This window comes from Chryseobacterium tagetis (assembly GCF_016735585.2).
Lineage (GTDB): Bacteria > Bacteroidota > Bacteroidia > Flavobacteriales > Weeksellaceae > Chryseobacterium > Chryseobacterium tagetis.
The window spans coordinates 1-13,483 of the sequence record NZ_JAERSE020000001.1 but is presented as its reverse complement, the minus strand read 5'-3'; the positions used below and the strand labels follow the sequence as shown (position 1 = coordinate 13,483).

The following is a 13,483-nucleotide window of genomic DNA, read 5'->3' as shown; positions in this document are numbered from 1 at the left end:
TAGTAATAAAACCTTTGCGTTTAAATGAATTTTCACAAGCAAAAATCAAATTATACCTCTCTTTGAAATCTTTGAATTGTAGGATATAAAAAAGCGGCGGCATCTTCGATGCCGCCGCTTAAAAAAAATCTAATTATTGAATATCGACTATATACATTGTCCCTTTGTCCTGTTTACCCGTTTTAGGTAAAGTTTTTGTTTTAGGATTTCCGTTTCCATCGTCTGCAACTCCAAAATCGTCATCATTGAAAACGGCCAGTTTATTATTTCCTAAATACACAATTCCTTCAAATTTATCGTGTTCATACCCAATTTTTGAAACCAGATCAACGGCTAGCGTTTTTGTAACTGGTTTTAATCCTGCCGTATTAATTTCATCCCAAGTAGATTGCTCAAGCGTTTTTCCGTTAATTTTCATTCCGTCTACGGCTGTTAAATCTGTTCCTGAAACATCTGAAGCATTAGAAAGATTGATTCTGTAGACCTTTTTAAGTCCTCCAACTGAACCGAAATTTCCATCTCTTTCAATTACCAGAAATTCAGTATTGCTGATCGGAGTAATATCACAAACGGAATCAGAAGCTCCCCCGTCTTGCTTATATAAATATTGTTTTGTCTGACCTGTTACCAAATCAAAAGTCACGATTCTGGTTAAAGTCGTATTTGTTGCCAAAGCTTTTGTAGGAACATACATGGTAGACTGCATTGTACCTACCAGCATTTTTCCGTCCGGTGTCATACACATCCCCTCCATGCCACGGTTGGGTCTTCTTTTGGCAAAAACAGCAGGAAGTTTTCGTGTTCCTGTGTTTACCCCAATCGGACTTATTCTTTCCAGCTCTACTCCATCTGCGCTATAATGAACGATGTGAGGTCCATATTCATCAGAAACCCAAAATGTTCCGTCTTTTGCAGCAACAATGCTTTCACTGTCCAATCCATAATTATCTGTACCTAAAACACTTCCGTCTGCTGCGTAGGCAACTTCTCCTGTACTTCCCATTCCTACAGGATTTGGAAGCCCTGTAATTGGCTGTCCCGAAGGATTTTTAAGCTTAATATATTTAATTACCTCAATTTTTCCTTCTGCATTGATTTTGAAATGCATAATAGTCGGAGTAAAATCGGGAACCAGAATTTTAATTCCATTCGAGTAAGCAACGTTGGGACCACGATCAGTAATCACATAGAATTCTCCTTTTTGAGTAGGATGTGCTGTTGCTCCCGATCCGAAACCACCATTGATGATATTGACACCGTTCAGGGTTTTCAAGGTTGAAAAAGGAAATTCCTGCGGCAGTTTAGAATAATCAATATCCTGATTGGCGATATTATCGTCATTGCTACAAGCAGTCAAAGCTATGAAAACAAAAACAGGTAATAAGAATTTTTTCATTATTTACTTTTTGTTGGATGCGAAAGTAGACAATGAGTATAAACTTATCTTGAATTCAATGATAATTGTATTTTAATTTTAACTCTATAACAAAACTAAAATTATGTATAAAAAAACGCACCAAATATCTTGATGCGTTTTTATTATTTCTTTAAAGAAAATTATTTTTTCTCTTTAGATCTTTGTAAAACTTCGTCTACCATTCCGTAGCCTTTTGCTTCCTCAGAAGTCATCCAGTAATCTCTGTCAGACGCTTTTTCTACCCAATCATAAGTTTGCCCTGAATGTTCAGCAATAATGTCATACAATTCTTTTTTCAGCTTCAACATCTCTCTTAAGTTGATCTCCATATCTGAAGCTACCCCTTGAGCACCTCCTGAAGGCTGGTGAATCATCACTCTTGAATGTTTAAGCGCAGAACGTTTTCCTTTCTCACCTGCAACCAATAATACTGCTCCCATTGAAGCCGCAATTCCTGTACAGATTGTTGCTACATCCGGTTTAATGATCTGCATGGTATCATAAATTCCCAATCCCGCATATACACTTCCACCAGGAGAATTGATGTAGATCTGAATATCTTTTGAAGGATCTGCACTTTCTAAGAAGAGAAGCTGAGCCGTTACAATATTAGCAACCTGATCATCGATCCCTGTTCCCAAGAAGATAATTCTGTCCATCATTAGACGTGAAAAAACGTCCATCTGAGCAACATTTAATCTTCTTTCTTCCATAATGTACGGTGTAAGGTTTGTCGGTCCATACATTCCCATATACTGATCGGTTACCAAGCCGTTGTTTCCTAAATGCTTTACAGAGAAATCTCTGAATTCTTTTTTAATGTCCATATTTCTATTGGTATTATTTTAAATTTTTTTCAAAGTTTAAATTACAACTTTTATTCCTAAAATTATATAAGACTTTTTGTCACAGAAGATCAATAATTAGGAAACAGTTTGTCTTACATTATCTTTTCCTATTTCCGTAGATGCCTTTGATGGGAGAATATTCAATAATATCGCTTAAACGCATAGAAGCCTGTTTCAACAAGGTAATCTTCTGGATCAGTTCAAAATACTTTACAGGATCCGAATTGCTATATTCATCAAGTTCGTTTGCCGTCTGTTTTATTAAATAATCGATATATCTGTATTTATGAAGCAAAACATCTCCTTTCACCTGCTCCGCAATTTTATCGCCGTAGTTGGGCGGATAAATATTTCGGGAAGCCCAGTTTTCAAGATCATCCAAAGGAAGTAATGCATCTACCACTTTTGAAGTGATCTCTTCATCCATAAAAGACACAAAAAAGTTTCCGCTTCTTAATTCATCATTCTGAATTCCTTCTTTTACCTGATTGATGATGATTTCATTTCCTTTGACCAAAAACATGTAATGTTCTTCATCAAAATGCTGCAGAATTTCTTCTATTACCGTGATCTGATACTCTGCATCCTGATCGTCTTTTCTTTTCAGAACAATGTCACCGAACATCAGCATATGATCTACCAGCTTATTTTCCATGAACAGAACTTCAAATAAAAACGGGTCTTCTTTTCCTTCATCCAGAGGAACAACCTCCATTTTCACAGGTGCTGCAGCTTCTTTTTGCTGCTGAATATGCTGATTCTGATTTTGGGCTACCTGTCTCTGAACATCAAGTTCATTAAACAAACTCTGCTCAGAAAGACCGAATTTATTGGAAACTTCTTTTAAGTAAACCTCTCTTTTTAAAGCATTCTGAACAAAACCGACCGATTTTACAATATCCCTGATGGCTTCTGCTTTTTTTATCGGATCATTTCCAATATCCTTGAAAAGGATTTCTGCCTTAAAATCGATAAAATCCATCGCCTCATTATCGATGAACTTTTCTACATATTCCTGAGGATGTTTTCTTGCAAAAGAATCAGGATCATCACCATCCGGAAAAAGAAGAACACGAATGTTCATTCCTTCTGTCAAAAGCATATCGATACTTCTGAAACTGGCTTTAATTCCGGCATTATCACCATCAAAGAGAATCGTAACGTTTTCCGTTAATCTTTTGATCAGCTTAATTTGCTCAGTCGTTAAAGAAGTTCCTGAACTCGCCACTACATTTTCAATTCCGGACATATGCAGTGAAATCACATCCATATATCCTTCTACCAAAAGGCAGACATTCTTTTTCGAAATCGCCTGTTTACTTTGGTTTAAACCATACAGAACATTTGATTTATGATAAATTTCTGTCTCGGGAGAATTGAGATATTTAGCAGTCTTAACATTATTTTTTAAAATTCTGGCTCCAAAACCTAAAACTCTTCCTGAAAAACTATGAATCGGGAAAATAACTCTTTCTCTGAAACGGTCTACTCCTGCAGGTGTATTTTCCGGAAAAATGGAAAGTCCGGATTTTTCTAAGATTTCTTTTGAATAGCCTTTTTCTAAAGCATATGCTGTAAACGCATTTTTCTTTTCAGGGGAATATCCGAGTTGAAATTTTTTAATGATATCATCACGGAGTTCACGTTCTTTGAAATAAGATAACCCAATCGCCTTTCCTTCTTCAACTTCCCAAAGAAAATTTTGGTAATAATCATTTGCAATTTCATGAATCTTATAGAGTAAATCTCTTTCCGACTGTGCATTTTTTGCTTCTTCCGAAAAATCTTTCTGATCTTCTTCAATTTCAATTCCGTACTTTTTAGCGGCATGACGAAGGGCTTCAGGATAAGTAAAATTCTCAATTTCCATCAGGAAAGAAATGGCTGTTCCTCCTTTTCCGGTTGAGAAATCTTTCCAAATCTGTTTACTTGGTGAAACTACAAAACTCGGAGATTTTTCATCATGAAACGGACTGAGTCCTTTATAATTAGACCCTGCCCTTTTCAACTGCACATATTCGCCAACAATCTCTTCTACACGTATTGTTGAGAATATTTTATCTATGGTCTGTTTGGAAATCATGTTACAAAAATATACAAATTTATATTGAAATTAGCATACATAGAGACAACTCAATAGCTGAAACTGAGTATTTTTTTGATTTTTAAATGATTTTATTTTTAATTATTTTTGAAAATTAAAATCAGACTCTAAATTGGCAAACGATTACAAAACCTTTCATATTTATAAACCAACAAAGGGTTTTGTATGGACACGCGCAAGAGTATGCTATTTTCTGGTTATTTTCTCATTATTACTTATGGGATTTGTTCTTTATGTTTTAAAAATTCCGGATCAGGAAATTCCAAAGTGGTTTTTATGGATCGTTACTCCTCTTCTCTGTATTGGTGGTGTAGGAGGTTTTATTAATAAATTATTTCCTGAAGAATTAAAGGGAAAAATAGAAGGAAAACTCATTTTCGAAAATGAAAAGATAACAGTCGATAATGAAACTTTTTTCATCAAAGATATAAAGCATCTTGAAATTTCACCAAACGATTATGAAGGCAAAAAAATTTATAGGAATGGCTTCAGCGGTATGTTTTTACAAGGCTGTAATAACACGCTAAAAATTAGAATTTTCAATAATCAGGAAAGAAAGTGCTTTTTCCAGATAAGACAACCGAGAGAACTTTTACAAATATCAAATCAGTTAAATCATTACATAGATAACTATGGATTGCTTTCAAAAGAGGCAAGAAATCATATATTAAATTATAATTGAAATGGAATTCACAATCAATACAATAGAAGACTGGCAAAAAATAGTCGATACCATTATTCCTCAGTTACAGCATAATATTTTCCTTTTAAAAGGAAATTTAGGAGCCGGAAAAACCACTTTCACTCAGTTTTTACTTAAAAACTTAGGGAGTACTGATGAAGTAAATTCACCAACATATTCTATTGTGAATGAATACAATACACCTAAAGGAAAAGTCTATCATTTTGATCTGTACCGTTTAAAAAATATAGAAGAAGTCTACGATATAGGTATTGAAGAATATCTTGACAATGCCTTTCTGTGCATCATCGAATGGCCGGAAGTATATGAAGATGAACTTTACGGACTTAAATACCACGAAATGAGTATTGTAAATACTGGTGAAAACAGAGAAATTTCATTCGATTAAATATTATGTATCTTTGCTTATTGAATTCAATTGAAAAATAATTATCTGTAAGATATAGTTTAAAATGAGTACTACAAATATTTTCACCCCTTTTACTGAGGAGGAACTGATCCCAAAAGCAGAAAAGCTTGAAGTGATTAAAAAAGGCAAACAGTTTAGTATTGGAGTTCCCAAAGAAACCTGCCTTAATGAAAGGAGAACTTGTATCACACCAGATGCTGTACAGGTTTTGGTAGAACACGGCCATGAAATTATTATAGAATCCGGAGCCGGACAAGGCTCGTTTTTTACAGATTTACAATATTCTGAGTCGGGTGCCAGAATTACAAAAGATCCTAAAGAAGCATTCGGGCAGGATCTGATTTTAAAAATTAACCCGCCTACAGAAGAAGAAATTGAATACATGAGGCCAAATACGTATTTGGTTTCTGCACTTCAGATCAACTTAAGAGATAAAGAATATTTCTTGAAACTGGCAGAGAAAAAAGTAAATGCCATTGCTTTTGAATTTATTGTTGATGAATATAAACAACTATCTCTAGTACGATTAATCGGAGAAATTGCAGGAACAGTTTCTATTCTTTATGCCTCTGAGCTTTTAGCTTTATCAAATGGTTTGATGCTGGGAGGAATTACCGGAGTAAGACCCGCCGAAGTCATCATTTTAGGAGCTGGGATCGTAGGAGAATTTGCCACAAAAGCAGCCATAGGTTTAGGAGCAAGTGTAAGAGTTTTCGATAACTCTCTTTCTAAATTAAGAAGGCTTCATACCATTGTAGACAGCAGGGTTCCTACATCCATTATAGATCCGAAAGAACTTCGTAAAGCTTTACGACGTGCAGATGTAGTCATTGGTGCTCTTCCGAGATTAAATATGACTCCGATTGTAACCGAAGATATGGTGATGAAAATGAAAAAAGGAAGTGTCATCATTGATATCACGATCGACAACGGAAAAGTGATCGAAACTTCTGAACTGACCACAATGGAAGATCCTTACGTCATTAAACACGGCGTTATCCACTGCGGACTTCCGAATCTTACTTCAAGAATGCCGAGAACGACGACAAAAGCTATCTCTAATTTCTTCCTTTCCTATATTTTAAATTACGATGAAGAAGGCGGTTTCGAAAACATGCTAGTTCGCAAAAATGAAATGAAGCAAAGTCTTTATATGTACAAAGGAAGACATACAAAAAAAATCATTTGCGACCGTTTCGGACTTACTTATCACGATATCAATCTTTTAATTTTCTAATGAAATTGCCAGGGTTTGGAAACACAAATTTAATACATTTGACGCGATTCCATAGGACCTTTTAGCAACAGTAACCTCTACGTATGAAAAAACTTAAATTCTACTTAATAGGTCTCATTCCGGGACTTGCCATTGTATTTTTTGTCTTAAATAAAAAAGGTGCAAGCTGCAGCGGGTATTTACCGAACAGCCGCGTTATTGCAGAAACACTTTCTAAGGATTTTAAGTATTCTGAACCTTTTAAAGCAGAAATGACGGCATTAAAAATTGATGAAAAATTTCTGAAAGACAGCATCATTACCAAAGGAAAAGTAGATTTTGACAAAAGCCACGCACAGAAAACACCTTGTCCTGACTATGTGTTGGTATATCCGGAGACAAATCCAACTTACGAAATCACTTATGAAAAATGTGAGGAAACTGTAACGTTGAATTCTTTGAAGAAATTAAAATAGTTTAGGCCAAAGTTTGGGATGCTTCGGCTTCGCTCAGCATGACATCTCTCTAATACTAAAATAACATTGTATGGAAGGCAACTACTACATGATTCATGATTATCTGATATTCATTGGAGTATTTGCTATTTTCTTTTTTATAACGGTAAGCATATATTTATTCAGTCAGAATCAGAAATTCAAGATCAGAAATGCTAGACTTTCGGAAGCCAATAAGATCATTGAACAGCGACTGAATGAAGTTCAGCTTGAACATATCGGAACAAAACTAAATCCGCATCTTTTTAAAAATATTTTAAATTCTGTTCAGTCTCATGCTTATCAGACGTATATGTCGCTGGACAAACTTGCAAATGTTCTTGATTATATTTTGTATGAAAGCAACAACAAATTTGTGAGCCCGAAAGACGAGCTGAATTTTGCTTTAAGTTTAATTGAGATCAACAAAATAAAAGTAAATCCACTTTTTGATTTCAGAATCAAATCTAAGATCAATAAATCGGATGAAATTTACGAAGAGAAAATTTTTGCCCCGCTAATTTCCGTTGATCTTATTGAAAATGCTTTCAAGCATACTGATTTTCTTGCCCAGGATTCTTTCATTTCCATTCAGCTGGAGCTTGAAGACCGTATTTTCACCATGAAAGTAAGCAATAAAGCTTCTTTAAAAAATATGCTTGAGAAAGAAAAGAGCGGTTTTGGAAGTCAGTCTCTGGATCAGCGTTTAAAAATGATTTACAACGATCATTATTCTCTTCACAAAAACTCAAAAAACGGTATATTCACAGCAGAATTAAAAATTAATCTGGGAGAAGTCTATGATAAAATGCGTTATTCTTGATGATGAATTATTGGCAATCAGCTATTTAAAACTTCTCTGTGAGCAAATTGACACTGTAGAAGTGGTAAAGGCATTTAATGATCCTAAATTGTTTTTAAACGAAATTAATGACCTTGATTGCAACGTTTGCATTTTAGATATCGAAATGCCCGGAATGAACGGTTTGCAAGTCGCAGAACTGATTTCTGATTCGAAAAAAATCATCTTTACTACCGCTTACAAAGAATATGCTGCGGAAGCATTTGACCTGAATGTGGTCGATTATGTAAGAAAACCGATCAAAAAAGAACGATTGATTCAGGCTTTCGAAAAAGCGGCCGAATTGCTTCAGAATTCTCATAAGAAAAATCTGATTGAATGGAATACCAACATTGGTAAGACCGTCATTTTTACAGACCAGATCGCGTATATAAAGACTTCGGAAATCGACAGCCGTGACAAAGATATTATCCTGAATGACGGAACAACGATTGTTTTGAAGAACCTTAATTTTAAAAATCTTCTTGAAATGTTGCCATCAAAAGATTTTGCCCAGGTCAACAAAAAAGAAATTATCGCATTATCTTCAATCAAAGTTTTTTCCACCAACGAAATCATCACAACGATTACTACGGAAGGAGAAAGTTTCCTGAAATTACAGATTGGAGAAACGTATAAAAGCTCATTAATGGAAATGTTTGGAAAGTAGATTTTTCAGACCTTTTTGCTTTTACTACAGAATTCGTGGGTTTCATTACATCTCCCATTTTAGATTGTTTTACCGATGTATTTTTGCATCCGGTTAAATGATTTATACATGAAAAAAATTCTTTATGCTGGTGGAATTCTCATTTCCAGCTTTTGTTTCTCACAAGAAACAGATTCTAGAATCAAAGCATCTTTTTTTGACGGAATTGCAGTCGCAGGTTACGTCGATAACGGAGCTTTCATCAATTTTACGGGACCTAATATCAGTTTTAAAAACAAAGACTTAAAATTAATTTTGGGAATGCTTCCTTCTCTCAGAATCAAAGAAGATAAATCTGCGGGAACGAAAAACAGCGCCATCACACCCAATCTGGGAGCAGGTTTAACGGCTGTCTACAAAAAGGTTGCATTACAAGTCCCGGTATACTACAATACGAAAACCGCCACCCAAAACGGGGCCTGGAAAATCGGGATCGGTGTAGGCTATTCTTTTAAATAGATTTTCATTACATTATTACTACCATTGATTACATTTTAAATAGAAGAATATCTATTATAATTAAATTCTTATCAACTTTGCATTAAAATATTGGAATTATGAATTTGGGAAAATACAGAAATTTGATTTTCTACGTGGTTACCATTTCTTTCTTTTCTTGTCTGATGTATTTTTTCATGACAGAGGGACAGACGTTGGAAATCAAGGAAAATATTATAACAAAAACAAATAACGGCTCAAGCTGGGATAATTTTTCTGAGGCCTTCAAAACCAATTTACATCATCCTTTAGCCCTGCTTTTAGCACAAATCGTTACCATTATTCTGGTAGCAAGACTTTTCGGATGGATTTGTATGAAAATAAAACAGCCAACCGTAATTGGAGAAATGATTGCAGGTATTGTGTTGGGACCTTCACTTTTAGGAATGTATTTTCCGGAATTTTCCGCATTTCTTTTCCCTAAAGAATCATTAGGAAATCTACAGTTTTTGAGCCAGATTGGTCTTATTCTCTTTATGTATATTGTAGGAATGGAACTGGATCTAAGTGTTTTAAGAAAAAAAGCACATGATGCAGTGGTAATCAGCCATGCGAGTATTATTATTCCTTTTGCTTTGGGAATTGGGCTTTCTTATTATATTTATCATGAGTTTGCCCCAAATGGAATTCAGTTTACATCGTTCGCATTATTTATAGCGATTTCTATGAGTATCACTGCATTTCCTGTATTGGCAAGAATTGTTCAGGAGCGAAACCTTCAGAAAACAAAATTAGGAACCATTGTTATTACCTGTGCTGCCGCAGATGATATTACCGCGTGGTGTATTCTTGCTGCTGTCATTGCTATTGTAAAAGCAGGATCTTTTGCGAGTTCTATTTATGTAATCCTTATGGCAATCGCTTACGTATTTTTGATGATCAAAATCGTAAGACCTTTCTTAAAGAGAATCGGAGATCTGCAGGCTGGGAAAAATACCATCAATAAACCCATGGTTGCTATTTTCTTCCTTACGCTTATCCTTTCTGCTTATACTACTGAAGTGATCGGAATTCACGCTTTATTCGGAGCATTTATGGCAGGAGCAATCATGCCGGAAAACACAAAATTCCGTACGCTTTTCATTGATAAAATAGAAGATGTGGCTTTAGTACTTTTACTTCCATTGTTCTTTGTATTCACAGGACTTCGTACGCAGATCGGTCTTTTAAATGACGGTCATTTATGGATGATTACCGGATTTATTATCTTAACAGCGGTTACAGGTAAATTTGCGGGAAGTGCTTTAACAGCAAAGTTTCTCGGGATCAACTGGAAAGAAAGTTTAACGATTGGAGCTCTGATGAATACCAGAGGACTGATGGAACTTATTGTACTTAATATCGGATACGATCTGGGAGTTTTAAGCCCTGAAATCTTTGCAATGTTAGTCATTATGGCATTGTTTACCACATTCATGACGGGTCCTGCTTTGGATCTTATCAATTATATTTTTAAATCTAAGAAAAACTCTCTTGAAGATACTCATGATGAAAATGATTCAAAATACCGTGTATTGCTTTCATTTGACAATCCGGAATCAGGAAGTACATTATTGAAGCTTGCTCATGATTTTACAAATAAAATGAACGGTAATAAAAGCATTACGGCAATGAATATCGCTCCGGTAAATGAAATGCATGCTTATGATATTGATGAATATGAAAATGAGCAGTTCAAAAATGTAATTGAGACTTCTCATGATCTGCAATTAAAGGTTACTACTCTATTTAAAGCTTCAACTGATATAGAAAATGATCTCACCAGTATTTCGAATAAAGGAAACTATGATCTACTTCTCATCATGCTTGGAAAATCTATGTACGAAGGAAGCTTATTGGGAAGATTATTAGGCTTTACAACGAAAATTATAAATCCTGAAAAACTTCTGAATACCGTAAAAGGAAAAGGAAATATATTCAACAACTCTCCTTTTGATGATTTTACCTTACAAATTCTCGATAAAACTCATATTCCTGTAGGAATATTGGTAGAAAAAGAATTCAAGTCTGCGGACAGAGTATTTGTTCCTATTTTCAATCTAAGTGACTTCTATTTGCTAGAATATGCTAAAAGGTTAATCAATAACAATAACTCTCAGATTGTTATTTTGGATGTTGCCGGACAGATCAGAAATAATATTGAGGTAAAAGAATTAATAAGAAGTATAGAACAGGTCGCACCAAACCACATCACCCTATATAACGAGAAAAAAATCGAAAAAGAATTTTTGAACTCTCAAGATCTTATGTTAATCAGCAGCAAAAGCTGGAAAAACTTAATTGATACCAAAAGTTTATGGCTGTCTGATATTCCGTCTACGTTGATTATTTCTAATCCGTGATGAGATTTTAACAAAATAATTTAAAACGAAAGCACCTTTTTTAAGGTGCTTTTATTGATGAATATGTATAGTAAAGATCAAAATTTTGCTTCGTAGATCTTTTTCAATTCTTAATTAATTACTTACTGCTTTATAATTTTTTCTGAAACAATATTCCCATCTTTAAACTCTACTTTTAAGATGTAAACTCCTTTTAATAAAGAAGACATATCTATCTTTTTTTTGTCTGTTTTAAATAATAATTTTCCGGAAACATCATATAAAGATGAATTTAAAATTTCTTTTTGTGTCTGAATGTTTATCTGACCATTGGCTGGATTAGGGAAAATTCCGTCCCATTCAAAGTTTTTCTCCCCGGTTTTAAGATAAGATGACAAATTCATTTTGTACATCATGGGTTTCTGAGCTGAAGAATTGTGACCTCCGGAATAACAAATCCCCCCAGTAGAACATCTTATACTTGTATGATAAACGCCCGGATCAATAGCCGTAAAGGTATTCCCATTGTCAGTACTAATCCATGAGCCGTATGTACTTGATATATTTCCATTTTGACCTACAGCAATCAAAACATCTGTACCGGGAAGATAGGAGATATCTCCAATCCACGAAATCGGTATTCCGGTTGATGTAAATTCATTCCATGTCACTCCTCCGTCTGTTGTTCTCAAAAACTTCATTGGAGTTATTATCGTAGGATTTTGTTCCACTACAATACCTTTATTCATATCACTCCAAGCTGTTAAATTCCAATCGCTACCGTCAAAAGTATGGGATATTTCTGTCCAACTAAGACCTTTATCAATAGTTTTAAAAATTTTATACCCTCCTACTCTTGACTCCCAAAAATATATTGCATCACCTAATGTATAATAATAATGTGCTGCTGAACCTGGTGTATTAGGGCTATTCGTTATGGGAGTCCAGTTTGTTCCTCCATCTGTCGTCCTATATATTGCATATTTTCTGTTGGGTTCAAAGCCTTCAGCATTCAAAGACACAGCAACTCCTGTATTAGCATCAAAAAAATGGACCAACTTACCCCCTATATTCTGCTGCGGAAAACTAAATTGTTTCTGCCAATTAAGTCCGCCATTAGAAGTTTTCCAAATATCATTATGCATATAAGGATCATTATATTGAGTCATTAACCAAGCATTCATGTTATCTGCGGCAGAAAAACTGTTCACACCTACGCTATATAAAGACATATTTAGGCCTGTATAATATGCATTAACATCATTAAATTCTCCTGATACCCAACTTGCATTACCATTAGTCGTTTTTGCATAAGCTATCGGGACATTGTTGGAATGAGTCCACACATTATCATTATTAATAATATTAATCCCATAAATAGCCGTGTAGTTCTGTGTAAACACTTGATTCTGTACGCTCCAGAATTGAGAAAAAAAGGATGACACCGCCAATTGAGCAAATAAAAATGTAAAGAATTTTTTCATGTTGTATTAGTTTTTAATTCAATAATTGCAGTTACTAAAATAAAACAGTACATCTTTATTTCAGTACTATCGATACTTATTTTATGTAATCTGCAATTGCTAAATATAAAAAGAATTCTAAGTATGCACAATATAAATCACAATATTTAGATAAATGATTTTACTTTCACTTATCAATAAACAATTCTCGCAGAATATTATGTTTATTTAATTCTATATTTCTTTTTATTTGATATTAGGATATAAGCTTAATGCACTCTCTCCTTTAGGTAAATGAATTGTGGTATTTGTTTATAGTTTGGTATAGGTATAAACCAAAAAAAGTCTCATAGAACTTAATCTATGAGACTTTAAAATAAAAACTGGCGGCGACCTACTCTCCCGCTTTCGCAGTACCATCGGCGCTGGTGGGCTTAACTTCTGTGTTCGGAATGGGAAC

At 34.5% G+C, this 13,483-nt stretch carries 12 protein-coding genes and 1 rRNA gene; 8 read left to right on the top strand and 5 right to left on the bottom strand.

The annotated features are described in order from the left end of the window. Positions 1-133 precede the first annotated feature (133 nt). The 3 genes from JI747_RS00065 to dnaG form a co-directional block, all read right to left on the bottom strand. The gene (locus JI747_RS00065; protein WP_225685400.1) at positions 134-1,396 is read right to left on the bottom strand and encodes an esterase-like activity of phytase family protein; all 1,263 of its coding nucleotides are present in this window, start codon (positions 1,394-1,396) and stop codon (positions 134-136) included. Positions 1,397-1,557: 161 nt separating this feature from the next. Further along, positions 1,558-2,244, bottom strand: coding sequence for an ATP-dependent Clp endopeptidase proteolytic subunit ClpP (clpP, locus tag JI747_RS00060; protein ID WP_225685399.1), 687 nt, complete (start codon positions 2,242-2,244; stop codon positions 1,558-1,560). Between the two features lie 118 nt (positions 2,245-2,362). After that, the gene (dnaG, locus tag JI747_RS00055) at positions 2,363-4,348 is read right to left on the bottom strand and encodes a DNA primase (RefSeq protein ID WP_225685398.1); all 1,986 of its coding nucleotides are present in this window, start codon (positions 4,346-4,348) and stop codon (positions 2,363-2,365) included. A 133-nt stretch (positions 4,349-4,481) separates the two neighbouring features. Here dnaG and JI747_RS00050 point away from each other — a divergent pair, with 133 nt between their 5' ends. From JI747_RS00050 to JI747_RS00015, 8 genes are all read left to right on the top strand, one after another. Continuing rightward, the gene (locus JI747_RS00050; protein ID WP_225685397.1) at positions 4,482-5,051 is read left to right on the top strand and encodes a hypothetical protein; all 570 of its coding nucleotides are present in this window, start codon (positions 4,482-4,484) and stop codon (positions 5,049-5,051) included. A gap of 1 nt (position 5,052) precedes the next feature. Further along, positions 5,053-5,460, top strand: a complete 408-nt coding sequence (gene tsaE, locus JI747_RS00045) for a tRNA (adenosine(37)-N6)-threonylcarbamoyltransferase complex ATPase subunit type 1 TsaE (RefSeq protein ID WP_100374869.1) — start codon at positions 5,053-5,055, stop codon at positions 5,458-5,460. Positions 5,461-5,524: 64 nt separating this feature from the next. Then, the gene (locus JI747_RS00040) at positions 5,525-6,718 is read left to right on the top strand and encodes an alanine dehydrogenase (protein WP_225685396.1); all 1,194 of its coding nucleotides are present in this window, start codon (positions 5,525-5,527) and stop codon (positions 6,716-6,718) included. Positions 6,719-6,801: 83 nt separating this feature from the next. Beyond that, complete coding sequence (locus JI747_RS00035; RefSeq protein WP_225685395.1) at positions 6,802-7,173, top strand: hypothetical protein; 372 nt, start codon at positions 6,802-6,804, stop codon at positions 7,171-7,173. A gap of 70 nt (positions 7,174-7,243) precedes the next feature. After that, entirely contained in the window at positions 7,244-8,014 is a 771-nt protein-coding gene (locus JI747_RS00030) for a sensor histidine kinase (RefSeq protein ID WP_225685394.1), read from the top strand. Next, positions 7,992-8,702: a LytR/AlgR family response regulator transcription factor gene (locus JI747_RS00025; protein ID WP_225685392.1), complete on the top strand. Its 711-nt coding sequence runs from the start codon at positions 7,992-7,994 to the stop codon at positions 8,700-8,702. Before JI747_RS00030 ends, JI747_RS00025 begins: the two co-directional genes overlap by 23 nt. 108 nt (positions 8,703-8,810) lie before the next feature. Then, positions 8,811-9,200: a hypothetical protein gene (locus JI747_RS00020; RefSeq protein ID WP_225685390.1), complete on the top strand. Its 390-nt coding sequence runs from the start codon at positions 8,811-8,813 to the stop codon at positions 9,198-9,200. Positions 9,201-9,298: 98 nt separating this feature from the next. Then, on the top strand, positions 9,299-11,581 hold the full coding sequence (locus JI747_RS00015; RefSeq protein ID WP_225685388.1) for a cation:proton antiporter: 2,283 nt from the start codon (positions 9,299-9,301) through the stop codon (positions 11,579-11,581). 122 nt (positions 11,582-11,703) lie between these two features. Here JI747_RS00015 and JI747_RS00010 read toward each other — a convergent pair whose 3' ends face one another. Together JI747_RS00010 and rrf are read right to left on the bottom strand one after the other, a co-directional pair. Next, positions 11,704-13,044, bottom strand: coding sequence for a T9SS type A sorting domain-containing protein (locus tag JI747_RS00010; protein WP_225685386.1), 1,341 nt, complete (start codon positions 13,042-13,044; stop codon positions 11,704-11,706). A gap of 360 nt (positions 13,045-13,404) precedes the next feature. Beyond that, a 5S ribosomal RNA gene (gene rrf / locus JI747_RS00005) occupies positions 13,405-13,483 on the bottom strand; the annotation flags it as partial.